Origin of the sequence: Tepidicaulis sp. (assembly GCF_965222285.1) — a bacterium.
Classification (GTDB): Bacteria; Pseudomonadota; Alphaproteobacteria; order Parvibaculales; family Parvibaculaceae; genus Tepidicaulis.
The window spans coordinates 1,294,715-1,318,636 of record NZ_OZ244942.1 but is presented as its reverse complement, the minus strand read 5'-3'; the positions used below and the strand labels follow the sequence as shown (position 1 = coordinate 1,318,636).

General features: G+C 60.4%; 23 protein-coding genes. 10 read left to right on the top strand and 13 right to left on the bottom strand.

Features of this window, described 5'->3' with window-relative positions; all coding sequences use genetic code 11:
• Nucleotides 1-124 precede the first annotated feature (124 nt).
• The 4 genes from ACOQOT_RS06225 to ACOQOT_RS06210 form a co-directional block, all read right to left on the bottom strand.
• Nucleotides 125-427, bottom strand: coding sequence for a GIY-YIG nuclease family protein (locus ACOQOT_RS06225; protein ID WP_420561482.1), 303 nt, complete (start codon nucleotides 425-427; stop codon nucleotides 125-127).
• Nucleotides 428-433: 6 nt separating this feature from the next.
• Nucleotides 434-1,348: an MBL fold metallo-hydrolase gene (locus ACOQOT_RS06220; RefSeq protein WP_420561481.1), complete on the bottom strand. Its 915-nt coding sequence runs from the start codon at nucleotides 1,346-1,348 to the stop codon at nucleotides 434-436.
• A 92-nt stretch (nucleotides 1,349-1,440) separates the two neighbouring features.
• Nucleotides 1,441-1,890 carry a DNA polymerase III subunit chi gene (locus ACOQOT_RS06215; RefSeq protein ID WP_420561480.1) on the bottom strand — a complete coding sequence of 150 codons (450 nt, stop codon included), beginning with the start codon at nucleotides 1,888-1,890 and terminating at the stop codon, nucleotides 1,441-1,443.
• A 2-nt stretch (nucleotides 1,891-1,892) separates the two neighbouring features.
• Entirely contained in the window at nucleotides 1,893-3,386 is a 1,494-nt protein-coding gene (locus ACOQOT_RS06210; RefSeq protein ID WP_420561479.1) for a leucyl aminopeptidase, read from the bottom strand.
• 246 nt (nucleotides 3,387-3,632) lie between these two features.
• Between ACOQOT_RS06210 and lptF the strand changes: the two genes are divergently transcribed.
• The 7 genes from lptF to ACOQOT_RS06175 all read left to right on the top strand — a co-directional run bounded on the left by lptF (nucleotide 3,633) and on the right by ACOQOT_RS06175 (nucleotide 12,548).
• On the top strand, nucleotides 3,633-4,781 hold the full coding sequence (gene lptF, locus ACOQOT_RS06205) for an LPS export ABC transporter permease LptF (protein WP_420561478.1): 1,149 nt from the start codon (nucleotides 3,633-3,635) through the stop codon (nucleotides 4,779-4,781).
• Nucleotides 4,782-4,787: 6 nt separating this feature from the next.
• Nucleotides 4,788-5,885, top strand: a complete 1,098-nt coding sequence (gene lptG / locus ACOQOT_RS06200; protein WP_420561477.1) for an LPS export ABC transporter permease LptG — start codon at nucleotides 4,788-4,790, stop codon at nucleotides 5,883-5,885.
• A gap of 35 nt (nucleotides 5,886-5,920) precedes the next feature.
• Entirely contained in the window at nucleotides 5,921-8,110 is a 2,190-nt protein-coding gene (locus tag ACOQOT_RS06195) for an LPS-assembly protein LptD (protein ID WP_420561476.1), read from the top strand.
• A 104-nt stretch (nucleotides 8,111-8,214) separates the two neighbouring features.
• A complete protein-coding gene (locus ACOQOT_RS06190; RefSeq protein ID WP_420561475.1) occupies nucleotides 8,215-9,513 on the top strand; it encodes a peptidylprolyl isomerase in 1,299 nt (432 codons plus the stop codon).
• A gap of 9 nt (nucleotides 9,514-9,522) precedes the next feature.
• Nucleotides 9,523-10,518 (top strand): 4-hydroxythreonine-4-phosphate dehydrogenase PdxA, encoded by a 996-nt coding sequence (gene pdxA, locus ACOQOT_RS06185; protein ID WP_420561474.1) that lies wholly within the window; start codon nucleotides 9,523-9,525, stop codon nucleotides 10,516-10,518.
• On the top strand, nucleotides 10,515-11,366 hold the full coding sequence (rsmA, locus tag ACOQOT_RS06180) for a 16S rRNA (adenine(1518)-N(6)/adenine(1519)-N(6))-dimethyltransferase RsmA (protein ID WP_420561473.1): 852 nt from the start codon (nucleotides 10,515-10,517) through the stop codon (nucleotides 11,364-11,366). Before pdxA ends, rsmA begins: the two co-directional genes overlap by 4 nt.
• Before the next feature lie 132 nt (nucleotides 11,367-11,498).
• Entirely contained in the window at nucleotides 11,499-12,548 is a 1,050-nt protein-coding gene (locus tag ACOQOT_RS06175) for an alcohol dehydrogenase (RefSeq protein ID WP_420561472.1), read from the top strand.
• A 214-nt stretch (nucleotides 12,549-12,762) separates the two neighbouring features.
• Here ACOQOT_RS06175 and gmk read toward each other — a convergent pair whose 3' ends face one another.
• The 8 genes from gmk to ACOQOT_RS06135 all read right to left on the bottom strand — a co-directional run bounded on the left by gmk (nucleotide 12,763) and on the right by ACOQOT_RS06135 (nucleotide 20,639).
• Nucleotides 12,763-13,401, bottom strand: a complete 639-nt coding sequence (gmk, locus tag ACOQOT_RS06170; protein WP_420561471.1) for a guanylate kinase — start codon at nucleotides 13,399-13,401, stop codon at nucleotides 12,763-12,765.
• Nucleotides 13,398-14,288: a YicC/YloC family endoribonuclease gene (locus ACOQOT_RS06165; RefSeq protein WP_420561470.1), complete on the bottom strand. Its 891-nt coding sequence runs from the start codon at nucleotides 14,286-14,288 to the stop codon at nucleotides 13,398-13,400. The genes gmk and ACOQOT_RS06165 overlap by 4 nt, the downstream gene beginning before the upstream one ends.
• A gap of 223 nt (nucleotides 14,289-14,511) precedes the next feature.
• Nucleotides 14,512-15,576 (bottom strand): endolytic transglycosylase MltG, encoded by a 1,065-nt coding sequence (mltG, locus tag ACOQOT_RS06160; protein WP_420561469.1) that lies wholly within the window; start codon nucleotides 15,574-15,576, stop codon nucleotides 14,512-14,514.
• 13 nt (nucleotides 15,577-15,589) lie between these two features.
• Nucleotides 15,590-16,843, bottom strand: a complete 1,254-nt coding sequence (fabF, locus tag ACOQOT_RS06155; RefSeq protein WP_420561468.1) for a beta-ketoacyl-ACP synthase II — start codon at nucleotides 16,841-16,843, stop codon at nucleotides 15,590-15,592.
• Nucleotides 16,844-16,932: 89 nt separating this feature from the next.
• The gene (locus ACOQOT_RS06150) at nucleotides 16,933-17,169 is read right to left on the bottom strand and encodes an acyl carrier protein (protein ID WP_045444330.1); all 237 of its coding nucleotides are present in this window, start codon (nucleotides 17,167-17,169) and stop codon (nucleotides 16,933-16,935) included.
• A gap of 254 nt (nucleotides 17,170-17,423) precedes the next feature.
• Nucleotides 17,424-18,164 carry a 3-oxoacyl-[acyl-carrier-protein] reductase gene (gene fabG / locus ACOQOT_RS06145; RefSeq protein WP_420561467.1) on the bottom strand — a complete coding sequence of 247 codons (741 nt, stop codon included), beginning with the start codon at nucleotides 18,162-18,164 and terminating at the stop codon, nucleotides 17,424-17,426.
• Between the two features lie 242 nt (nucleotides 18,165-18,406).
• Nucleotides 18,407-19,348, bottom strand: coding sequence for an ACP S-malonyltransferase (gene fabD / locus ACOQOT_RS06140; RefSeq protein ID WP_420561466.1), 942 nt, complete (start codon nucleotides 19,346-19,348; stop codon nucleotides 18,407-18,409).
• A gap of 781 nt (nucleotides 19,349-20,129) precedes the next feature.
• Nucleotides 20,130-20,639: a DUF192 domain-containing protein gene (locus ACOQOT_RS06135; RefSeq protein WP_420561465.1), complete on the bottom strand. Its 510-nt coding sequence runs from the start codon at nucleotides 20,637-20,639 to the stop codon at nucleotides 20,130-20,132.
• Between the two features lie 119 nt (nucleotides 20,640-20,758).
• On the opposite strand from ACOQOT_RS06135, the gene ACOQOT_RS06130 reads away from it, so the two are divergent.
• Nucleotides 20,759-21,376 carry a GNAT family N-acetyltransferase gene (locus tag ACOQOT_RS06130; protein ID WP_420561464.1) on the top strand — a complete coding sequence of 206 codons (618 nt, stop codon included), beginning with the start codon at nucleotides 20,759-20,761 and terminating at the stop codon, nucleotides 21,374-21,376.
• Between the two features lie 186 nt (nucleotides 21,377-21,562).
• On the opposite strand, the gene ACOQOT_RS06125 is transcribed toward ACOQOT_RS06130, so the two are convergent.
• A complete protein-coding gene (locus tag ACOQOT_RS06125; protein ID WP_420561463.1) occupies nucleotides 21,563-22,393 on the bottom strand; it encodes a KilA-N domain-containing protein in 831 nt (276 codons plus the stop codon).
• A 717-nt stretch (nucleotides 22,394-23,110) separates the two neighbouring features.
• Here ACOQOT_RS06125 and rpsF point away from each other — a divergent pair.
• Nucleotides 23,111-23,554 (top strand): 30S ribosomal protein S6, encoded by a 444-nt coding sequence (rpsF, locus tag ACOQOT_RS06120; protein ID WP_420561462.1) that lies wholly within the window; start codon nucleotides 23,111-23,113, stop codon nucleotides 23,552-23,554.
• Nucleotides 23,555-23,573: 19 nt separating this feature from the next.
• Nucleotides 23,574-23,819, top strand: a complete 246-nt coding sequence (gene rpsR / locus ACOQOT_RS06115; protein WP_045447431.1) for a 30S ribosomal protein S18 — start codon at nucleotides 23,574-23,576, stop codon at nucleotides 23,817-23,819.
• The last annotated feature ends 103 nt before the right edge of the window (nucleotides 23,820-23,922 follow it).

The window sequence follows — 23,922 nt, the reverse complement described above, 5'->3', positions numbered from 1 at the left end:
GCACGGAATGACGAGAATTAAAAACCGTCATTCCGGACATTAGGCAAGCCCGAAAGACGCCAGTCTTTCGGCTGCGCGCCTTATGATCCGGAATCTCCCTGCCGTTTTCTCGGGCCCAAAACAGTCAGCAGGCAAGCTCTTCGTAGAGATCCCGCCACTGCGGATTATCTTTCTCGATCAACGCCACTTTCCAGGCGCGGCGCCATCCTTTGATCTGCTTTTCCCGCGCAATCGCATCCGGCATGGTTGCGTGAAACTCCGCATAAACGAGCGTATGCAACCGATACTTTTTGCTGAACCCGCCCGCCGCATCCGTTTTATGTTCCCAGACACGCCGGATTACATCACGCGTGACGCCGACATAAAGCGCGCCGCCGGGCCGGTTGGTCAGCATATAGACGCAAGGAACACGCGCTTCTGCGCTCATCACCGCCTAGAACCCTGCGCGCAGTTTTCCTTCTTCGACATAGCCCTCGACCAACGCCCTGTCGTGCCCCGCCATCATGATGATGCCGGGTTCTTCCTCATGCAGGCGTTTGAGTTCCGCCAGCTCCCAATGCACCATGTCGCGGTCTTCATTGAGGAAATTATAGCTGACGAAACGGGGCCGCGCTTTCATCGTGGTCACGCTGTCGAAATGCCAGGCGATATCCCCGATCATCAGATACTCGCTGCCATCTTGCAGCTGGACGAAAACCATCTGACTGCCCGGCGTATGGCCCGGCGCCTTGATCAGCACTACTCCGGGCGCCAGCGCGTACGTGCCTTCATAAGACAGCGGCTCGTATCCCTCCAGCGCGCCCTCCTGAAACTCAGCCGGCGCCCGGTAGACGGGAAAGGCAAGCTGCTCTTCGGTAAGCGTCATTTGCTTGCGGAAACGCTCGCCATCGGCTCCCGCCGCAAGCCCGCCGATATGATCCATATGCTCATGGGTGATGACGATATGATCGGCGCTTTCCATCGCCGCCATCATGCGCCCGTATGAGTCCATATCGACCGCGGTGGCGCCAGCCTCTTTCGCTTGTTCAGGCTCAGCCGCCGTATCGACCACGATATGCCCGTTCGGGAAAACGATCTTGTAGGAATAGACCGCCATTTCCCGCATGGACCATTCCCCGCCTGAAATCACGGCGGCGCCCGGAAATTCCAGCGAGCCGACATGTTCCACCGCAATGGAGGTGGGCTTATCGCCGGAAACGGCATTCGCCTTCTGCCGCAGCGTTTCGATGTTGAGAGAGAATTGCGGATCTTCCGGCACATGACTTTCCACCACATACCAGTAATAAGCCGCGCCAAGCACGATGACGAGCAGCGCGACAATGGCCGATATGGTCTTGCCCTTGGACATGGAACTCCCCCCTCCTATGCCGTGCCGAGTTACGTCTAACGCAAATGGCGATTACCGCCCGCCATTCAAGCGGGGATAAAATATTTTAGGCCTTAAGCCTTTTTCTCCCAGCGTCCCTGATCGCTTTGCTGCCAGTATGTCGCCTCATGCCCACCGGCCTTGATTTGCTGCCAGTCGGTGCGGGCTTTCGTCACCGCCTCCGGATTGTTGCCGTCGAAAAGCAGTACCACGCGCTCGTAAGGGGTCAGGTCGCCAGCCGGCGCCCCGTCCACCAGAAAGAGGACGTTTGCCTCGTTCGGGTTTTCATCCTGCGTGGTCAGAAAAACGGGCTGCATCTCGGGCGGCCCGTCCGCCTTCGTGCCATGGGGCAGAAAACTATCGTCCTTATACGTCCAAAGAACGCTATTGAGCGGCTCGAGGCGTTCTTCGTTCCCCACCTGCACCACCGCGCGCCAGCCGCGCTGCAGCGAGCGCTCGAGCAGGTCCGGCAGAACCCGCTCGAGCGGCATTTGCATGAGATGATAGAAAAGCACCTCGGCCAAGATCAGTCCTCGTAGTGGCTGGCGACCAGCCGGTCGAGCAGGCGCACCCCGTAACCCGAGCCCCAGCTCGTGTTGATGTCGCTGGCGGGCGAGGACATGGCCGTGCCGGCAATGTCGAGATGGACCCAGGGTACATCGTTGACGAAGCGCTTCAGGAACTGCGCCGCCGTGATCGAGCCGCCGAAACGGCCGCCGACATTTTTCATGTCCGCAAATTTGCTGTCGATCATCTTGTCATAGGCAGGGCCCATGGGCATGCGCCAAACCTTTTCGCCTTCGCGCTCACCCACATTGAAAAGCTGATCGGAAAGCTCGTCATCGTTCGAGAAGAGACCCGCATATTCCTGGCCGAGCGAGATCATGATGGCACCCGTCAGCGTTGCAAGGTCGATCATGAATTTCGGCTTGAAGCGGTCCTGCGTATACCAGAGCGCATCGCACAGCACGAGGCGGCCTTCGGCATCGGTGTTGATCACTTCGATGGTCTGACCCGACATGGAGGTGACGATGTCGCCCGGGCGCTGGGCATTGCCGTCGGGCATGTTTTCCACGAGCCCGATCACGCCGATCGCGTTCACCTTCGCCTTGCGGCCTGCAAGCGCGCGCATCAGACCGGCCACGCAGGCCGCCCCGCCCATGTCGCCTTTCATGTCTTCCATGCTGGCCGCCGGCTTGATGGAAATACCGCCCGTGTCGAAACAGACACCCTTGCCGATAAAGGCGATGGGCTGCTCGCCCTTCTTGCCGCCTTCCCAGCGCATGACGACGAGCTGGCTTTCCCGGCGCGAGCCCTGCCCCACGCCGAGCAACGCGCCCATGCCGAGTTTTTCCATCTGCTTTTCGCCGAGCACTTCTATCTTGAGGCCAAGTTCGCTCATCTCCTTTACGCGCGCCGCAAACTCTTCCGGATGAAGGATATTGGCCGGCTCATTGACGAGGTCGCGGGCGAAGAAAATACCGTCGGCAAGTTTGGCGAGATCGGAGAAAGTGCGCCGCGCTTTCGCCGTCGCATCCGACATAATGACGGCCTTGGCGAGTTTGACCTTGCCGTTCTCGTCCTTTTTCTTGGTCTTGTATTTGTCGAATCGGTAAGCGCGCAGCTTCATGCCGAAGGCGAGCCGGGCGGCCAGCTCATCCATTTCCAGCGCGAGGCCTTTGGTCTCATCGAGCCAGATGGCGAGATCCTTATCCGTGCCTTCGGCAAAGCGGCCTGCGATCTTGCCGCCCAGATTTTCTGCTTCCGTCGGCGTCAGCTCCGCCGGATCGCCGAGCCCCAGGATGACGAGGCGGGCCGCCGAAACGCCTTTCGGCGCCAAAAGTTCAACGAAACTGCCCTTTTTTCCTTCGAAATTGGCCGCTTTCGCCGCTTTTTTGAGGGTTCCGCCGGTTTTTTTGTCGATTTCGGCCAACCGGCCCTTGAAGGTCGTTCCCTTGGGGGCGGTAAGCAGCAGCACGCCGGCGCGCGGCAGCGAATGATCGGCAAAAGAGATGTTCATGAGACCCTCATTGTTTTTGCACCAGGAAACCGCTACACGCGCCCTTAACGGACAGATGTCCAGGATAGGGTCGCGCGGCGGGCGCATTTATTTATACTAACCATTCCGGTCGCTTAGCGGGCTATCCTATCGGAATTCGGGGGGTAAAAAAGGGGGCTCCTCGATGGAGCCGCAAATTCCGCCGCAAGGCGGCCCGAGAAGCGCCAGCAAGGCCGAGACGGATACCGACTTAATGAAGGGCCGACAATGAGGGGATTGTCCCGCTACATCATTACCCAGATTGCCGGCCCCTTCGCCGTGGCAACTCTCATCCTAACGGGCATCATCTGGCTCACCCAGGCGCTGCGCCTGCTCGACGTAGTGGTGATGCAGGGGCAATCCGCCGGGACCTATTTCGTTCTGACCATGCTCGCTATGCCGAGCGTCATCACGATCATTCTGCCCATCGCTTTTTTCTTCGCCGTTCTCTACGCCCTCCACCGGCTTTATTCGGACAGCGAGCTTGTGGTGATGTTCTCCGCCGGCATCAGCCGCTGGGGCATCGCCCGGCCTGTCATTTTCATCTCGCTTGCCGTCTCTCTCCTTTTGATGTCGCTGAGCATGTTTCTCAGCCCAGCCGGGCTCCGCGAAGTGGCGACACGCGTTCAGGAGATCCGCACCGATGTGATCACCGCCGTCATCCGGGAAGGACAGTTCAACAATCCCTCTCAAGGTCTGACCGTCTATGTGCGTGAGCAAGGCGCGGGCGGCACGATCCAGGGCATTCTCGTGCATGACAACCGCGACCCGGTGCAACCCGTGACCTACATGGCCGAGAACGGGCAGCTCATTAAATCGGATGCCGGACCGCGGCTCTTGATGTTCAACGGCAACATCCAGCGCACGATCAAGACCGATGAAGGCCCTTCGATCACGCTGCTTTATTTCGACAAATACACCTATGACCTCGCCTATCTCGCGGGCGATCCGGAAGATGTATATTACGAAGCCTCCGAACGCTTCTTCCATGAACTTCTTTGGCCCGCCGAGGACGACGTATATGGGCAGAATTATTATCCAGAGCTTTTTGCCGAAGCACATCAGCGCCTCTCAACTCTGCTTCATCCGCTGATGTTCGCCGCCATTGCGCTCGCAAGCCTGATCTCGGCGGAGTTCAACCGGCGCGGCTATACAGTGCGGATCATCGGCGCGGTGACCGTGGCCATCCTGGTGCGCATTCTCTGCCTCGGCATCCAGAACCTCACGGTCAAGACGCCGCTGCTCGCCATCGCGCTTTACGCGGTGCCCATCGCCGTCATTCTCATAAGCCTTGCGATGATCCTCAGGCCCGACCTTTTCCGCAAAGCCGGAGAGAAGCTGCGCTTCTACCGGCGCCCAGTTACGGCGGAGGTTTAAGCCCCCATGTTCGTTTCCTGGACCCTTACCCGTTATCTCAGCCGGCAGTTCTTCATGGCAGTTATGGCGGCCTTCATCATCTGCCTTGCCATCGTCTTCCTCGCCGACATGGTGGAGCTGCTCCGCCGCACGGCAAATAAAGAAGGCATTACCTTTGCCACCGTGCTGACCATGGCGCTCTTACGGCTCCCGAATCTAGGCATTCAGCTTCTTCCCTTTGCCGTTCTCCTCGGCGGCATGGCCTCTCTCTTGCGCCTTAGCCGTAGCAGCGAGTTGGTTGTCACCCGCGCGGCCGGCATCTCCGCCTGGCAGTTTCTTGCGCCGGCACTTTGCGTCGCTTTTGTGATCGGGGTTTTCAGCATCACGGTCTATAATCCCGTTGCCGCAACTCTGACCGGCCGTTTCGAACAGCTTGAAGCGCGCTACATCAAAGGCAAGGCCAGTCTCTTGTCCGTTGCCGAAACGGGGCTCTGGCTGCGGGAGGCAACGAACTCGGGCAAGACTGTCGTTCATGCCTTGCGGGGCAGCCAAGCGAATAAGATCCAGTTGCGCGAGGTCATCGTCTTTCAATATGCGCCGGATGATTCCTTTGCCGGGCGAATCGATGCCGAAGCCGCGGCTCTCGAAGCAGGGTTCTGGACGCTGACCAATGCCTGGGTCACGGAGCCCGACGAACCCAGCCGGTTCTATGAGACCTACCGCCTTCCAACCGACCTCCAGAAGGAGCAGGTACAGGAAAGCTTCGCCGGGCCTGAAACCATATCCTTCTGGGACCTACCTCATTTCATTGCCGTTGCAGACAAGGCCGGGTTTTCCGTGCTCCGGCACCGCATTCACCTGCACTCGCTGATTTCGAGCCCCTTCCTTCTTTGCACCATGGTCATCGTCGCCGCGATCTTCTCGATGCGCATTTCGCGGCTAGGCGGCTTCGGCCAACTCGTCCTCGGCGCCATCTTCTCGGGTTTTGTCTTCTTTTTCTTCACAAAACTCTCTTTGGCGCTCGGGAGTTCTGGCATCATTCCGCCATTTCTGGCAGCTTGGGCGCCGGCCATCTTCACGGCCTTGGTGGGGCTTGCAGCGTTGTTTCATTTGGAGGACGGATAGTGCGGAAAGCGTTTCCCGCACGCGGGGGGAAAAGTGTGAAAAGGCGGCTGAAAGCCGTCTCGCTCTGGCTGTCAGCCGGCCTCTTCGTGAGCGCCGCCGCTCATGCCGCCCCGGCCCGGAATACCCCCGCCTCGCTCGAAGAGACGGGTGAGGTTCTACTTCAAGCAGACGAGCTGATTTACAATCGCGATACCGAAGTCGTGACGGCCAAAGGTAATGTCGAAATTGTCTACGGACCGCGCATTCTCTTTGCCGATGAAGTCACCTACGAACAGAAAACCGGCATCGTCACCGCCGAAGGCAACATCCGCATATTGGAACCCACGGGGGACGTGCTTTTTGCCAATCGCGCCCGGCTTTCGGATGAACTCGGAGAAGGTTTCGCCGAAAGCCTCTCCGTTCTCATGGTGGACAATACCCGCATCACGGCAGTCGAGGCCAAGCGCTCAAGCGGCAACCTGACGACCTTCCACAAAGGTGTTTTCAGCCCGTGCGAAGTTTGTGAAGCCGAGGGCGCCGAGCCTCTTTGGCAGATCAAATCCTACAAGGTGATCCACAACCAAAAAGAACAACAGATCATCTATGAGGATGCCTTCTTCGAGTTCTTCGGCATCCCCGTCGCTTACGTGCCGTTCTTTTCTCACCCCGACCCCACCGTCGACCGCCAGTCAGGCTTCCTTTTTCCCAGTCTCGGCTTCTCGGAAGATTTCGGCACTGAGGTCGAGATCCCTTATTACTGGGTGATCGCACCCAACATGGATGCGACGCTAGCGCCGCGTTATACATCCAAGCAGGGCATTCTCTATCAGGCCGAATTCCGCCACCGCACCAATCGCGGGGAATATGAATTCGATATCACCGGCACAAAGCCGACAGATCCTGAGCCCGGCACACCCGCGGATACGGATTTTCGCGGCAGCTTTTTCTCGGAAGGTAAGTTCAAGCTCGATGAAACCTGGAACTGGGGGTTCAAAACCGAACTAACGAGCGACGACACCTATCTGCGCCGTTACGACCTTTCCGATGAAACGGATCTAACGAGCCGCGTTTACGTGCAAGGTATCGACGGGCGCAGCGAGTTCCTGGGCGAAAGCTTCTTTTTCCAAGGCCTTCTCTCGAACGATGTCTCCGCCGAAACGCCGATCATTGCCCCGCTGGTCACTTATCACTACGAACCGGAGCGGGAAATTCTAGGCGGACAGCTGACCTGGGACACGAATATTATGTCCCTCACCCGAGCGCGCGGCACGGATTCGCAGCGCCTCTCGACAACGCTCGGCTGGGAAAGCCGTCATGTAACAAGCACCGGTGAAATTTTCCGCCCCTTCGTCGATCTGCGCGGCGATATCTATTATACCGATGACGTTCAAATCAGTGCTGCGCAGCGAACGGACGGCGACACCGTAGTCCGCGGCCTACCGACAGCTGGCATCGAATGGCGCTGGCCTTGGGTGAGAAGCAGCGGTTCCACCCGCCAGGTCGTCGAGCCTATCGTTCAGCTCATCTATGCACCGAATGGCGGCAATCCGGATGAAATTCCGAACGAGGACTCTCTTAGCTTCGAATTCGATGCCATCAACCTCTTCGAGAACAACCGCTTTCCCGGCCTTGATCGGTGGGAAGGCGGCGCGCGCGCCAATGTCGGGCTGAACTTCTCGCTCTACGGTGAAGACGGCGGCGTTTTCGATGCCCTGATCGGTCAGACTTTGCGCTTCCGCGAAAACACCGAGTTCGATCCAAATTCCGGCTTGCGCGAACAAAAATCGGATTATGTGGGCCGGCTACGCTATCGCCCTTCTAAAAACTTCTCGCTTGCGCATCGTTTCCGTCTCGATGAAGACGATTTCTCCTTCGCCCGAAACGAAGTCGATCTCTTTACGCAGCTCGGACCTTTCTGGGTATCCGGCACTTATGCGTTTTTCGATGCCTCTCAATCGGCGCGGCTGGGCACCCGCGAAGAGCTGAGCGCAACAGCAAATTATAAACTCTCCGACTACTGGTCGCTGCGCGGCTATACCCGCAGGGACTTGGAGAATAAGCAAACACTCAACAATCAGCTTGGGCTCTATTATCAGGACGAATGCTTTGCTTTGGGACTTGCCTATCAGCAGGAATTCTTCCGCGACCGCGATATCGAGCCGGACAATTCCATCATGTTGCAATTGACCTTTAAGCACTTGGGTACTGCCGGCTTCTCCTCCGGCATCTCTTCGTCCGGGGAGTAAACAAGGGCATTTGAAAGTCCGGTACGACACGTTATTCTGCCGTCATCAGAACATCCGGGAAAAGATTTCTTTTGAAAATCATGAACTTAGCTAGGTATTTTACATTGTCTGCATCGAGTTTCAGCCGCGCCTTGCCGCTCAAAGCCGCCCTTTTTTGCGCGGGCCTGATACTGGCAGGATCTTTTCCCGTCTCCGGCACTCCGGCCCATGCGCAGAACGTGCAAGGCATTGCCGCCGTGGTGAACGACCGTGTCGTTTCACGCTATGACGTCGAGCAGCGCATGAAGCTCGTGCTCTCCACCTCCAACCTGCCGGCCACACCGGAAAATGTCGAGCGCGTGCGCACCCAGGTGCTGCGCGGTTTGGTGGACGAGAAACTGCAAGTCGCCGAAGCCGAGCGGCTGGAGCTGGAAGTCACCGAAGAAGAAGTGGATGAAGCGCTGGAACGCGTCGCCTCCCGCTCCAACCGTAGCCGGGAAGAAATCGCCGAATTCCTGAAAGCAAACGGCATCGATATCGCAACGCTCCGCTCACAGATTTATGCCGACATTGCCTGGAACAAGGTGATCAGCAACCGCTTTGCCCCGCTGGTGACAATCGGCGATCAGGAAGTCGACGAAAAGATGCGCCAGATCGAGCAGGAAGCCAATCAGGTGCAATATCACGTAGCAGAAATCTATCTCGGTTTTGAGAATGCCGCCCAGGAACGGGAAATGCAGAACGGCGCGCGCCGCCTTGTCGAGCAGATGCGCCAGGGCATTCCCTTTCCCGCCGTTGCCGCACAGTTCAGCCAGTCGGCGACAGCCGCTGCAGGGGGCGATATCGGCTGGCTCGCAGCCAGCCAGCTTCCCTCTCCTATTGCCGATGAGATCGTGAACATGTCGCCGGGCGAGATTTCCGATCCGATCAAAACGCTGAACGGCTTTTACATCGTTCAGCTCATCAACAAGCAGCAGGGCAATGGTCCCAATCCGCTGCGCAACCGCTTCGAGGTCGTCCGCGTGCTGCTGCCGGTTGGACCGGAAGCGCCCGCCTCCGCCGTTCAAGCACGCCGCACGCAGGCCGATGAACTGGTTTCCAATTTCCGCACCTGCGCCCGCGTCAGCGAGCAGGCCGAAGCCTATCCGGGCGCTCAGGTCTCCCAGCCGACGGAAGTCGAAGCCGGGCAGATCCAGGAACCCTTGCGCGGTCTGCTGCAGGCGCGCGAGGCCGGGGAAGTCGCCCCGCCTCAGCGCACACCGCAAGGCATCGAAGTCTTCATCGTCTGCAACCGCTGGGACGATCAGGGTACGCAGATCACCCGGGACAGCATCGAGAACAACCTTTTCAACCAGCGTCTTTCCATGATGGCCCGCCGCCATTTGCGCGACCTGCGCCGCGACGCCATTGTGGAGATGCGCTAGTTTAAGCGCATGCTGCCCCTTGCCCTCACCATGGGAGACCCGGCCGGGATCGGCGGGGAGCTCACACTGAAAAGCTGGCTTGCGCGCCAAAGTGCAGGGCTCGGGGTCTTCTTCGCGCTGGATGATCCTGCCCGTCTTGCAGCGCTTGGAAAAAGCCTCGGCTTTGATGTGCCCATCAAGGAAATTGCCGCGCCGGAGGAAGCCGCCAGCATCTTCGATACCGCATTGCCCGTGCTTCCCATCAAACTCGGCGCGGCGGCAAAGCCCGGCGTGCCGGACCCAGCCAATGCGCCGGGCACGATCACGGCCATCGAGGAAGCGGTAAAGCTGACCGAGACAGGCCGCGCCGGTGCCGTTGTCACCAACCCCATCCATAAAGGCGTGCTCTATCAGGCAGGCTTCAAACATCCGGGCCACACGGAGTTTCTGGCCGCCCTGACAGGCGGCACGCCGGTCATGATGCTCGCCTCACCGCTTCTCAAAGTCGTGCCGCTGACGATCCATATCCCGCTTGCTGCCGTGCCTGCCGCGCTTAGCCGCGCGCTTATCGAGGAAAAAGCCCGGATCGTCCACCGGGCCCTTAAGGAAAATTTCGGCATCGCCGAGCCGCGCCTTGCCGTGGCCGGGCTCAACCCCCATGCGGGCGAAGGCGGCAGCATGGGCAAGGAAGAAGAAGAGATCATTCAGCCCGCGCTTGAAGCGTTGCGCGGCGACGGCATCGATGTGAAAGGCCCGCTTTCCGCCGACACGATGTTTCATGGCAAAGCCCGCGAGAACTATGACGCCGCGCTTTGCATGTATCACGACCAAGCGCTTATCCCGATCAAGACGCTGGATTTCGACCGGGGCGTCAATGTGACACTTGGCCTGCCGATCATCCGCACCTCGCCCGACCATGGTACGGCCTTCGACATTGCCGGCAAGGGTATCGCCAATCCCGCCAGCCTTATCGAGGCGCTGCGCCTGGCCGGTGAAATGGCCGCCCGGCGGAGTAGCTCCAAATGACGCCGGACAATCTGCCGCCGCTGCGCGAGGTGATCGCGGCGCATGAGCTGCGCGCCAAAAAATCGCTCGGGCAGAACTTCCTGCTCGATCTCAACCTGACGGGCCGCATCGCCCGCACAGCAGGCTCGCTCGAGGATCATACGATCATCGAGGTGGGCCCGGGGCCCGGCGGGCTGACGCGGGCGCTCCTTGCCGAAGGGGCGCGTAAAGTCATCGCCATCGAGCGGGACGAGCGCTGCCTTGCCGCGCTGGCAGACATCGCCGCCGCCTATCCGGGCCGGCTTGAAGTCATCGACGCCGATGCGCTGAAAACCGATATGGCGGCTCTTGCGGGCGGCGGGCCCACGCGCATCGTCGCCAATCTGCCTTACAATATCGCCACCGTGCTGCTGGTCGGCTGGCTGCAAACCGAGCCCTGGCCGCCCTGGTATGACAGCTTGACGCTGATGTTCCAGAAGGAAGTGGCGGACCGCATCGTTGCCGAGCCCGGCTCGAAATCCTATGGCCGCCTTGCCGTGCTCGCCCAGTGGCGCACAAAGGCATATAAAGCCTTCGATGTGGACCGGGCGGCTTTCACGCCGCCGCCCAAGGTCACCTCCTCCATCGTGCACCTTTTGCCGCGCGCCGCACCGCTCGCCCCGGCGGCCCCCAAAGCGCTGGAAAAAGTGGTGGCGGCCGCTTTCGGCCAGCGGCGCAAGATGATCCGCGCCAGCCTTAAGACCTTGGGCCTCAATACCCCCGCGCTGATCGAGGCGGCGGGCCTGCGCCCGGAAGAGAGGGCCGAGCGGCTTTCCATCGAGGAATTTTGCGCCCTCGCCCGCGCCTATGAGGCAATGAAGGCCGCTTGAGCCCTTAAGGCGCCGCCCCCTGCCCGAAGCGGGCATTGCCCCAGGGGCCGCGGCGATGTATTCACTCTTTAAACCCCGGCCCGCCAGGACCGGCAACAACAGCCACAACACGGCGCAGGAGGCGTATCCCGGATGAAATCGCAAGCAATCGTCGAATATGGTCAACCCCTTCAGGAAGTCACCACCGATATGCCCGAGCCGAAAGGCGGCGAGGTACTGGTGAAAGTCAGCCATTGCGGCGTGTGCCATTCGGACGTGCACCTGCATGACGGCTATTTCGATCTCGGCGGCGACAACAAGCTCGATGTGCGCGGCGGGCGCCAGCTGCCCTTCACGCTCGGCCATGAAATCGAAGGCGAAGTCATTGCCGTCGGCCCGGACGTCAAAGACGTCAAGGTCGGCGACCAGCGCGTCGTCTATCCCTGGATCGGCTGCGGCGAATGCCCGACCTGCAAGCGCGACGAAGAGCAGCTTTGCAACAAGCCGCGCCAGCTCGGCATTCAGGTCGCGGGCGGTTATGCCACCCATGTCATGGTACCGGATGCGAAATATCTGCTCGATTATACCGGTGTAAAAGAAGGCCTTGCCGCAACTTATATGTGCTCAGGCCTCACCGCCTATTCGGCGATGAAAAAGCTCGGCGACATTTCCCCGGAAGAGCGGGTGATGGTGGTCGGTCTCGGCGGCGTCGGCATGATGGGCCTGCAATTCGCCAAAGCCATGTTCGACAATGCCCCGCTCGGCGCGGATGTGGATGAGCAAAAGCTGCAAGCGGCTATGGGCGCAGGCGCGCACCAGACCTATAACCCGAAAGACGCCGATGCGATCAAAAAGGTGCTCGCCGACACGAATGGCGGTGTGCCCGCCGCGGTCGATTTCGTCGGCTCGGAAGCCTCGCTCAAATTCGCCTCTTCCATCGTGCGCAAAGGCGGCAAGGTGATCGTGGTCGGTCTTTTCGGCGGCGGCTTTGCCATGCCGATCCCGATGTTCCCGATGCGCGCCATTTCTATCGGCGGCGCCTATGTGGGCTCGCTCGGCGAAACCCATGAAATGATGGCGCTGGTAAAAGCCGGCAAGATCGATCCCATCCCGGTCGAAGAACGCCCGCTCGATCAGGCCTCCAAATCGCTGGACGATCTGCGCGAGGGCAAGATCATGGGCCGCGTGGTGCTGAAGCCTTAAGGACGGCGCACACCGGACAGAAAATTAGAGGGAGCCTTCGGGCTCCCTTTTTATTTGCCGGTGTGTGTTAGCCGAGAGGCTGCATGGACCCCGGCATAAAGCCGGGGTGACGCTTTGAATTTGGAGCACCGCCCCGCCACTCATTCAGGGTGTCACCCCGGCTTTATGCCGGGGTCCACAATGCTCGGATCAAGCCCAAGCACAAGATAAGGAACTACAGCGCCTGCTGTAGCCCCCGAACAAAATTGGAAAGGCCGACCTGGCGTTTCCGTTTCAACCGTTCGGCGGTCAGGATGGATTTCAGGCGCGTCAGGCTCATATCCACATCTTCATTGACGATGATGTAGTCATAATCCGTATAGTGAGAAATCTCGTCAGAAGCCTTGGCCATACGCGAGGCAACGACGTCCGGCGGGTCCTGGGCGCGTTTCTTGAGGCGCATTTCAAGTTCCTGGCCGGAGGGCGGCAGAATGAAGACGCGCACCAGATCGTCCTCCGCGCTTTCCATCAATTGCTGCGTGCCCTGCCAGTCGATATCGAAGAGAACGTCGCGCCCATCCGAGAGCGCCTCTTCCACCGGCCCGCGCGGGGTGCCGTAATAATTGTCAAAAACCTTGGCGTGCTCCAGAAACTCGCCCCGGTTCACTTTCAGGCCGAAATCTTCCGTCGAAAGGAAATAATAATCGACGCCGTCTTTTTCGCCCGGGCGCGGTTTGCGCGTGGTGGCGGAAACCGACATGGTGATGTTCGGGTCATCGGCAAGCAGTAGCCGCGACAAGGTGGTCTTACCCGCCCCGGATGGCGAGGAGAGAACGAGCATCAGGCCGCGGCGTTTGATTTCGGGATCATTCATTCGACGTTTTGCACCTGTTCGCGAAGCTGGTCGATAACGGTCTTAAGCTCAAGGCCGATGCGCGTCAGAGCCACATCGGCGGCTTTCGAGCAAAGCGTATTGGCCTCGCGGTTGAATTCCTGGGTGAGAAAATCGAGCCGCCGGCCGACGGGCTCATCGGAGGCAAGAAGATCGCGGGCCTGCTCCACATGGGCGCCCAGCCGGTCGAGCTCCTCGCGCACATCCGCTTTGGTTGCGAGAAGCGCCGCCTCTTGCGCGAGCCGCTCTTCATTCAGCGCGGGAGAAGCACCGAGCAATTCTTCCACCTGGCGTTTCAACCGCTCGCGCATCGCCTCTGCGCTTGCGGCAGGCGATGCCGCCGCTTCGCCCGTCAGCTCCTCGATCCGTTTGACCTGGCCTTCCAGGAGCGCCGCAAGTTTAGCGCCTTCCTCATCCCGCGCGCTTGCAAGCGCCTTCACGGCCTCGGCGAAACTTGCCACCAGCGCTTCTTCAAGGGCGGCGCGCGCCTCCTCGCCTTCTTCCGCCTCACCCGCCTCCATGACGCCCTTTAGCGAGAGAATGCCTTCGGCTGTGGAATCGGTCAGATAAATCTGATGATCCCTGAGACGGGAAACAGCGGCGAGTACGCCTTTCAGCACGTCTTCATTGAGGCGCGGAACATTGGCGGCGTTTTCGCGGGTGAGCTGTAAATTCGCCTGCACATTGCCGCGCTTCATCGCGCCTTGCGCGATGGCTTTCAGCTTCGGCTCCATTGCCTCGAAACCGGGCGGCAGGCGCAGGCGCAGATCGAGGCCCTTTCCGTTTACGGAACGCAGCTCCCAGTGCCATCGCGCACCGCCTTCAGCGCCTTCCACGCGGGCAAAACCGGTCATGCTCGATAGGCTCATCAGGCGTCCTTCAGAATCAGTTCAATCTTGAAACGCACTATAACAGGGCCGTGCGCTTTTGGTGATGGCGCATCCGGGTGCCCGCCTCCTTTACAGCCGTCACTCCGGCCCCCGAGCCGGGGTCCAAGCAGCGTTTGCGCCAAGAAGAGAAGCCTTGTGGACCCCGGGACAAGCCCGGGGTGACGGCAGAGTGTGCTGCAAGGTCTGTGGCCAGCAAGACTCTCTACCGCTCTCCCCGCTCCCGCTGAATGCGACGGAACGCGGCGACATTTTTCAGGTGTTCTTTCAGCGAAGACGCAAAGGCATGGCCGCCCGTGCCGTCCGCTACGAAATAGAGATCTTTCGTTTCGGGTGGATTGAGCACCGCTTCGATGGCCGCCCGGCCCGGATTGGCGATGGGCGTCGGCGGCAGCCCGTCGATCTGATAGGTGTTATAGGGTGTGGCGCCGTCGATCTCCGAGCGGCGGATGCGCCGGCCGAGGGGGCCCTTGCCGCCGGTAATGCCGTAAATGATCGTCGGATCGGATTGCAGGCGCATGCCGCGGTTGAGCCGGTTGACGAAGACCGAGGCAACGCGCGGGCGCTCTTCGGCAACGCCGGTTTCCTTCTCGACGATGGAGGCGAGAATGACCGCCTCCTCTTCCGTCTTGATCGGCAGGTTCTCAGCGCGGGCCGGCCACAGCTCTTCCATCACCGCGTCATGGGCGGCGGCCATGCGCGCCAGAATCTCATCCCGGCTCGTGCCGCGCTCGAAAAGATAAGTCTCGGGCAAGAGCGCGCCTTCTTCCGGCACCTTGCTCACCTCGCCCACCAGCACGGGATCGGCTTTGACGATTTCCACGATCTCGTGGCTCGTGCGCCCCTCCGGCACCGTCACTTTGTGGAGGATCGCTTTTCCTTCATGCAAAAGCGCCGCGATTTCCTGCATCGAGGCGCGGGCGGGAATTTCATATTCCCCGGCTTTCAGCGCCGCCGAAAGCCCTTCCAGGCGCACGCCGAGGCGGAAGATGAGCGCGCTGTCGACCGCACCTTCTTCTTCCAGCACGCGGGCAATCGTGTTCAGGCCCATGCCGCGTTTCAGGAAAACGATTTCCGGCGCCTCAAGCGGGCCTTCCGCCTCATAGCGGTGCTTGCCGTAAAGATAGAGCCCGCCCACGCCCGCAGCGCCCAGAAGCGCGAGGCCAAGCGCGCTGAGGAGCGCCCAAAGCAAAAGGCGCCGCCCCTTGGAGGGCGCCGCCTTTTCCTGATCTGCCACTGTCGCCGTTTCGCCGGCGTCGTCACCCGTCATTGTGCGAGGCTACTCAATCCACCTTGCGCATCACGAGTGATGCGTTGGTTCCGCCAAAGCCGAACGAGTTGGAAAGCGCGTAATTGACTTCTTTGTCGCGCGCCACGTTCGGCACCAGATCCATTTTCGTTTCGACCGACGGGTTGTCGAGATTGAGCGTCGGCGGCAGCTTGCTGTCGCGCATGGCCAGCAGGCAGAAGATCGCTTCCACCGCCCCGGCCGCGCCCAGAAGGTGGCCGATCGAGGATTTGGTGGAAGACATGGAGACCTTTTCCACCGCATTGCCGAGCAGCCGCGTGACGGCGCCGAGCTCGATCGTGTCGGCCATGGTCGAGGTGCCATGGGCGTTCACATAATCAAGGTCGGAGGGGGAAATGCCCGCCCGCTTCAATGCGGCCTGCATGGAGCGGTAACCGCCATCGCCATCCTCGGAGGGCGCGGTGATGTGATAGGCATCGCCGGAGAGGCCATAGCCCACGATCTCGCCGTAAATCTTCGCGCCGCGCGCTTTGGCATGCTCATACTCTTCGAGCACGACAACGCCTGCGCCCTCGCCCATGACGAAGCCGTCGCGGTCCTTGTCGTAAGGACGGGAGGCTTTGGTAGGCGTATCGTTATAAGCGGTCGAAAGCGCCCGGCAGGCAGCGAAGCCCGCGATGCCGATGCGCGAAATGGCCGATTCCGTGCCGCCCGCAACCATGACATCCGCATCGTCGAGCGCGATCAGGCGGGCCGCATCGCCAATGGCGTGGGCGCCGGTCGAGCAGGCGGTGACGACGGAATGGTTCGGGCCTTTCAGGCCGTGCTGGATCGAGACATAGCCTGAGGCCAGGTTGATCAGACGGCCGGTAATGAAGAACGGGCTGACGCGGCGCGGGCCTTTTTCATGCAAGGTGAGCGCGGTGTCGGCAATACCCTGCAGCCCGCCGATGCCGGAGCCGATCAGCGTGCCGGTGCGGCAGCGCTCGTCCTCGGTGGAGGGCTTCCAGCCCGCATCGCTCAGCGCCTGGGTGGCGGCGGAAACGGCATAGACGATGAACTCGTCCACGCGCTTCGATTCCTTCGGGTCCATCCAATCGTCGCGATTGAACGCGCCCTCGCCTTCCAGCGGCACGTCACAGGCGATCTTGCAGGGCAAGTCGCTTGTATCGAATGAGGTGATGGTGTTGGCGCCGGATTCCCCGGCGATCAAACGTTTCCAGGTGGTGTCTACACCGCAACCTAGCGGGGAGACCATGCCCAACCCGGTGACTACGACCCGTCGCATGACATTCCTCCCGTGTGCGCGGCCCACCCGGGGCAGCAAACGCAAGTAAGGCCGCAGCACCCGATGTGCCGCGGCCTCATTTTACTTGTTTAGTTCGAATTCGCGTCGATGAAGCGAATGGCATCGCCAACCGTCTGGATGGTCTCTGCCGCATCGTCCGGAATTTCCACGCCGAATTCTTCTTCAAACGCCATCACGAGTTCGACGTTGTCCAGGCTGTCGGCGCCGAGATCGTCGATAAAGCTGGCATTGTCCGTCACCTTGTCGGCTTCGACACCCAGATGCTCCACCACGATCTTTTTAACGCGCTCTCCAATATCACTCATTTCCAGTCCTCAGATCCTCTCCAGGTTGACCAGCCTCGCGCCCCCCGCACTCACAAATAGATGGCGTCAAGGATGCAAACGTGGCGCTTTCCTTCATCAGGAAATTGAACAGGTTGTGGCCTGTCCCGTTACCCGCCGCAAGAAAAAATTCGCGGCTTGAGTACCACACTTTCCCGATGTTTGCCAATAAGCAGCCAATTCTTCACGGGAATTGAAACTTGCCGGCAAGCCCTTGTTTTCACAAGGAAATTTCGTCAGATCATCACCATGCCGCCATTTACGTGAATGGTCTGGCCGGTGACATAGGCCGCTTCCTCGCTCGCCAGATAGAGGCAGGCGGCGGCAATTTCCTCGGAAGTACCGAGACGCCCGGCAGGGATTCGCCCCGAAATGGCCTCCTGCTGCTTGTCGTCCAGCGCATCCGTCATGGCGGTTTTGATGAAACCGGGGGCGACGCAATTCACCGTGATGTTGCGGCTGGCGACCTCCTGGGCGAGCGATTTCGACATGCCGATCATGCCGGCCTTGGAGGCGGCATAATTCGCCTGGCCCGGATTGCCCATGACGCCCACCACCGAGGTGATGCCGATGATGCGGCCCCAGCGGGCCTTCATCATGCCGCGCAAAACGGCGCGAGAGAGGTGGAAACCGGCGGTGAGGTTCACTTTCAGCACCTCTTCCCACTCTTCATCCTTCATGCGCATGAAGATGTTGTCGCGGGTGATGCCGGCATTGTTGACCAGAATGTCGAGCCCGCCCATGGCCTCGCTCGCCTCTTTGGGCAGGGCGTCCACGGCTTCGAGATCGGAAAGATTGCAGGGCGTGATATGCACCCGCTCGCCGCCCAGCTCCGAGGCCAGCGCTTCGAGCGCTTCACGGCGCGTGCCGGAAATGGCCAGCGTTGCGCCCTGGCCGTGCAGCGCCTTGGCGATGGACGAGCCGATGCCGCCCGAGGCGCCGGTGATCAGAGCTTTTTTTCCGGTGAGATCGAACATGATCCCTCCCCCTTCGTGTCATTGAACCGGCGTGTCATTGAACCGGCCTATCGTTGAACCGGACAGCGCGTCCGCCTTTACAAAATCCGGCTTTATAAAACCTGGCTTCTATCTGCCGTTATTCGCCGTGGCTGCGCAAGCCTCAACTGCATTTATTTCTGCGTCCGCCTCGTCACCCACGGGCTTGTGCTTTGTTTCTTCGTCACCCTCGGGTCAAGCCCGTGGGTGACGACAGAAGGCCGTTAGAGCGAAGCCAGAAACGCTTCCACATCGCCGGGCGCGCCGACATTGGCCGCCGTCAGTTCCTTGGAAATGCGCTTGGCAAGGCCGGAGAGCACTTTGCCGGAGCCGACTTCCACCACCGAGGTGACGCCATTTTCCGCAAGCCAGGCAACGCTTTCGCGCCAGCGCACCATGCCCGTCACCTGCTCGACCAACAACTTGCGGATCACTTCAGGATCATCCACCGGGCCCGCCGTCACATTCGCGACGAGCGGCACGGCAGGCGCGCGCATTTCAACCGTGCCCAGCGCTTCGGCCATCTTGTCGGCGGCCGGCTGCATCAGCGCGCAGTGGAAAGGCGCGGACACGTCGAGCAGCATGGCGCGCTTGGCGCCTTTTTCCTTGGCAAGCTCGGCGGCGCGCTCGACAGCAGCTTTGGCGCCCGACAGCACGATCTGGCCCGGCGCATTGTCATTGGCGGTCTGGCAGACGCCGACGTCGGAGGCCGCTTCCGCCACCGCCTTTGCATCTTCAAATTCAAGGCCGAGCACGGCGGCCATCGCCCCTTCGCCCACGGGCACGGCCTTCTGCATGGCCTGGCCGCGCGTTTTGAGAAGCCGCGCCGTATCCGCCAGCGTGAACGTGCCGGCGGCGGCAAGAGCGGAATATTCGCCGAGCGAATGACCGGCCACGTAAGCCGCCTTATCGGCGAGCGCAAAGCCGCCTTCTTTTTCCAAAACGCGCATGGCGGCGAGCGAGACGGCCATCAGCGCGGGCTGCGCGTTTTCCGTCAGCGTCAGCTCTTCGCCCGGGCCTTCCCACATGAGTTTCGAAAGATTCTGGCCCAGCGCCTCATTCACTTCCTCGAAAACCTCGCGGGCGGCGGGAAACGCCTCGGCCAGTTCCTTGCCCATGCCGACGGCCTGCGACCCCTGCCCCGGAAAAGTGAATGCGCGTGTCATGCTTGCTCCCTTTGACGCTGTGCTCCCGCGTCCCGCGCGGGTCCGTCATGGATAACGCGGACGGGCGCGGTGTCAAGCGGGAGGGGGCTGCTTGCGGCATATGCGGGCCCCACCCGGCGCCAAGAGAGCGCACTTCCCCGCTCCACATAAAAGTGTCACCCCGGGCTTGACCCGGGCTCCACGCAGCGCTGCGGCAGGCGGCGTGGCCGCGTGGACCCCGGCACGGGGCCGGGGTGACAGTGAGTGGGTGTTGCGGGGCGCGGCGCATCCCGCACGTCGACACGCGCCCGCACGCCGCAAGAACGCACTTCCTCACCCCACATAAAAGCGTCACCCCGGGCTTGTCCCGGGGTCCATGGAGCGCTGCGGCAGGCGGAGGGGGCGCGTGGACCCCGGCACGGGGGCCGGGGTGACATTGAGTGGGTGTTGCGGCGCGCGGCGCATCCCGCACGTCGACACGTGCCCGCACGCCGCAAGAACGCACTTCCTCACCCCACATAAAAGTGTCACCCCGGGTTTGTCCCGGGGTCCATGCAGCGTCAAGGCAGGCGGAGAGGCTGCTTGGACCCCGGCACGGGGGCCGGGGTGACAGTGAGTGGGTGTTGCAGGGCGCGGTGCATCCTGCACGTCGACACACGCCCGAATGCTGCAAGAACGCACTTCCTCACCCCACTTAAAAACGTCACCCCGGGCCTGTCCCGGGGTCCATGCGGCGCTGCGGCAGGCGGAGGGGTTGCTTGGACCCCGGCACGGGGGCCGGGGTGACAGTCGTGGGTGTGCCTCACTCCGCAAAATAAGGGTGCAGCACCTTGTCCCCTGCCTTTGCGCCCATCTCCGCCGCGCGGCCGGCGCGCAGTTCCAGGACGCCGTGCGCGGGCCCGCGCGAGGGAATGAATTTATCGGAATTCGGCTCCGTTTCAGGGGCGATGGAAAGAATGCGCCCGTCCTGGCCGAGATAAAGAATGTCGAGGGAGGCCGGCGTCGCGCGCATCCAGAAGGCCCGCTCGCGCGGCGCCTCGCCCGGCCATAAAAAGAGCATGCCTTCATCCGCACCCGGCGCGGGGCGGTGCATCAGCCCGCGCTGGCGCTCTTCTTCCTCATCGGCAACTTCCACGGAAAAATCGAAGCGGCCTTTTTCCGTTACCAGCGTCAGCGGCGCGCGCGGCAGCTCGCCCTGCGCGTCGCTGTAAGTTTGCGGCAACGTGAAACCGGCAAGCGCAAAACTTGCCGCCAGCGCCAAAAGCAGCAGCGCGGCGGGGAGCAGAAAACGGAAAGAGAAAGATGCGGTCATGCGCGCAAGTTTAGCGCGGCGGCTTTCTCCTGTCTGCGCTTTCCCCCACTTTGGTGCGCGCCCGCGCTTGATCTTTCGCACGCGCTCCCGATCTACAAAAGAATAAGGGAGGATGAGAGATGGACGAAACGCCCCCCGTTTCCGCCGCGCGCGCTTTCACTGTCGCAAAGGGGCTTGCCCCAGAACACCGGGCGCAGGCCACGGCGTATTTCTGGGAGGCGTTTCAGGGCAAGCTCGGCCTGATGCTGAACCCGCCGGAAAAGGCCTGCCGCTTCATCGAAAGCGTGCTCGATCCTTCCCATGCCATCAGCGCGGTCTCGGATGGGGGAAAGCTGCTCGGCGTTGCCGGGTTCAAAACGCCGGAGGGCGCCTTCGTCGGCGGGGAGATGGCCGACCTAGCACGCGTTTACGGCACTTTCGGCGGGCTTTGGCGGGGGCTTTTGCTACAGCTGCTCGAACGGCCGACCAGCCAGGGCATTCTTCTGATGGACGGGATTTTCGTCGGGCCCGAAGCGCGCAGCCTAGGCGTCGGCACCGCACTGCTCAAGGCTATTGCGGAAGAAGCCAGCCATCGCGGCCTTTCAGCCGTCCGCCTCGATGTCATCGACATCAACCCCCGCGCCCGCGCGCTCTATACCCGCTTCGGCTTCAAACCCGTCCGTACACAGCATATGGGCCCGCTGCGCCTTCTCTTCGGCTTTTCATCGGCAACGGAAATGCAGCTGGAGGTGGGGTGAGCGCCCATCACGCGTCACCCTCTAGCTTGCCCTGAGGGTCCATGCAGCATTGCTATTGGCCGTGTGTATCTAATGATTAATCTGTGCTGGTTTCGAACCGTTGCATCGACGGGAGACACTACACAACAACGCTGCCATTCCAATTGTATACAGATAAATGGGAGACCGAAGTCTCCCATTCTGTAATTAGTCTGAAGTCAACATTTCGTACGCCTGAGGAGATGGAAGCGATTGAATGACGGACTGAACGTATGGGATAGCCGGTGGATCAACACGCTTGAAATACGTCAGTGCGTGCTCTCTCATCCACGTATTAATTACGTAATCTCTAAAGACGCCCAGCATTCGATTTGGGTATGCCTTCACGCCAGATATTGTTCGCCCATCTGAAAAAAGATGTGTGTATGTTCTGTGAGTTGAGGCTATGTCTGGATACGTTTCATGAAGCCATTTCGAAAAATGCTTACCGACGCTAATGTCCGGACTAACGGCCTTGCCGTGTATTCCTTTCTCTGGGAGTACGTACCCCTCTCGCTCCAACAGAGCATATGCGACGACAAACAATTCACTGATTACCGAAAAATGCCCTGCGGGCACTTGTTTTTGGTTTCGATGAAAACGGTCTACAAAATCCGGAATATGTCCACGGTTGCGATTGCCGGGCATCTCTTTGCCCGACATCCATTCAAAGACCCAACGGGTCACGAGGACCTTAAATTCTGGTGATAACCATTGAGCTAGATCGATTGCGACCTGCGGATGCACCCAAGTGCCTTGATTCTTCCTGTCTGCCTCAAGGGTGCCAAGATTATTGATGGCAAGCTGAGCCTCATTTAAGCCGAGGTCCATAGAAAGGGCTCTGAAAAACAACCCAGTGGACTTAAGCTCCCTATAGCGAGGCCATTCTTTTTTTGCGGCTCGGCACATGGCCGTTGCATTAATATAACCATCCGAAGCTCGCTGACGGATGATATTTCCACGTACATTGTGCTCAATGAGCTGTAACTCATACTGCATATAAAGGGATCCTTATGTGGAGCCCTAAAACGTGTTGACAATTCAACCGGACGTCGTATTATCCGCGCTAATAACAAAAGGGACGCTTTAGGGCGTTGATGTTAGGAAAGGGCCAGCGGGGCAACGCTGGCCTTTTTCCGTTCACCTTATATTCTATCACATAATGTACCATTTTGCAACAAGCGTTGCTTTGGGCCGTGGGCAGCATTCGCGCTTCATGGTGTCGCGTCGCGACAATTTAAAACACAAGCGCTAAGCTCAAAAAAGCGGCGATCTTGGCAGAAAAGCAGCTTTTTTTGCGCCTGCCCCCAAAACTCTCTTAGAAGCAACAGATGTCGCCCTGCGATTTGCTCGCGGGGCTGCCCGCACCCTCCACCTTTCCGCCGGGCTGGGAGGCGAGTGGACCCCGCGGGCGGGGCCGCGGGGTGACGCCGGAGATTAACGAGAGGTGGCATGCCCTGCCCCGTCCAGCCGGGCCTCGCCCCTTCCCCCACTCCCCCCTTGCATCGGGGCGGGAAATCCGTATATTCCGCCACCTTAAACAACGTGCCTCGGTTGGGGGCTGAACGGAGCACTGGAGAGCGATCTCCGGCAGGGCATTTCGCCAGAAATCCCGGGCTCCCGTGTCCCCGCTTCTTTGGTCCTTTCGAGCCTTTCCAATATCCGGGCTCAAAGGGGGCTCGGCGCCGGGGACGTCCAAAGTGAAGGAAAGGCATCATGGCTCTCTACGAGCATGTATTTATCGCGCGTCAGGACGTGTCGCAGCAACAGGTCGACAATCTCGTCGAGCAGTTCAAAAACGTCATCTCCGAAAATGGCGGCTCCATCGCCAAGACCGAATATTGGGGCCTGCGCTCGCTCACCTACCGGGTGCGCAAGAACCGCAAGGGCCACTACACGCTTCTGAACATCGACGCCCCGCACGAAGCCGTGCAGGAGCTGGAGCGCCAGCAGCGCCTGAACGAAGACGTGCTGCGCTCGCTGACGCTGCGTGTGGACGAGCTGGAAGAAGGCCCCTCCGCCATGCTGCAGAGCAAGAACCGCGGCGGCGACCGGGACGGACGCCGGGGCGACCGTGACCGCGGCGATCGTGGTGACAGAGGTGACCGCGGCGACCGCGGTGAGCGTTCCGAACGCGGCCCGCGCCGCTCCGACGACTAAGGCTTAAGGAGAAAGACACATGGCTATTCCGCAAGTACCCGTTCGCCGTCCTTTCTTCCGCCGCCGGAAGACCTGCCCCTTCTCCGGGGAAGGCGCGCCGAAAATCGATTACAAGGACGTGAAACTGCTGCAGCGCTACATTTCCGAGCGCGGCAAGATCGTCCCCAGCCGTATCACGGCTGTCTCGGCCAAGAAGCAGCGTGAGCTGGCCCGCGCCATCAAGCGCGCCCGCTTCCTGGCCCTGCTGCCTTACATCATCAAGTAAGCAGCCGGATTTGACGGGCGCGGGACCCAGGTTCCGCGCCCGTTTCTTATCTTCCTTATCTTCAGGGGAGGCCTGGAGCCTTAAAGCCCGCGCCCCCTTGTCC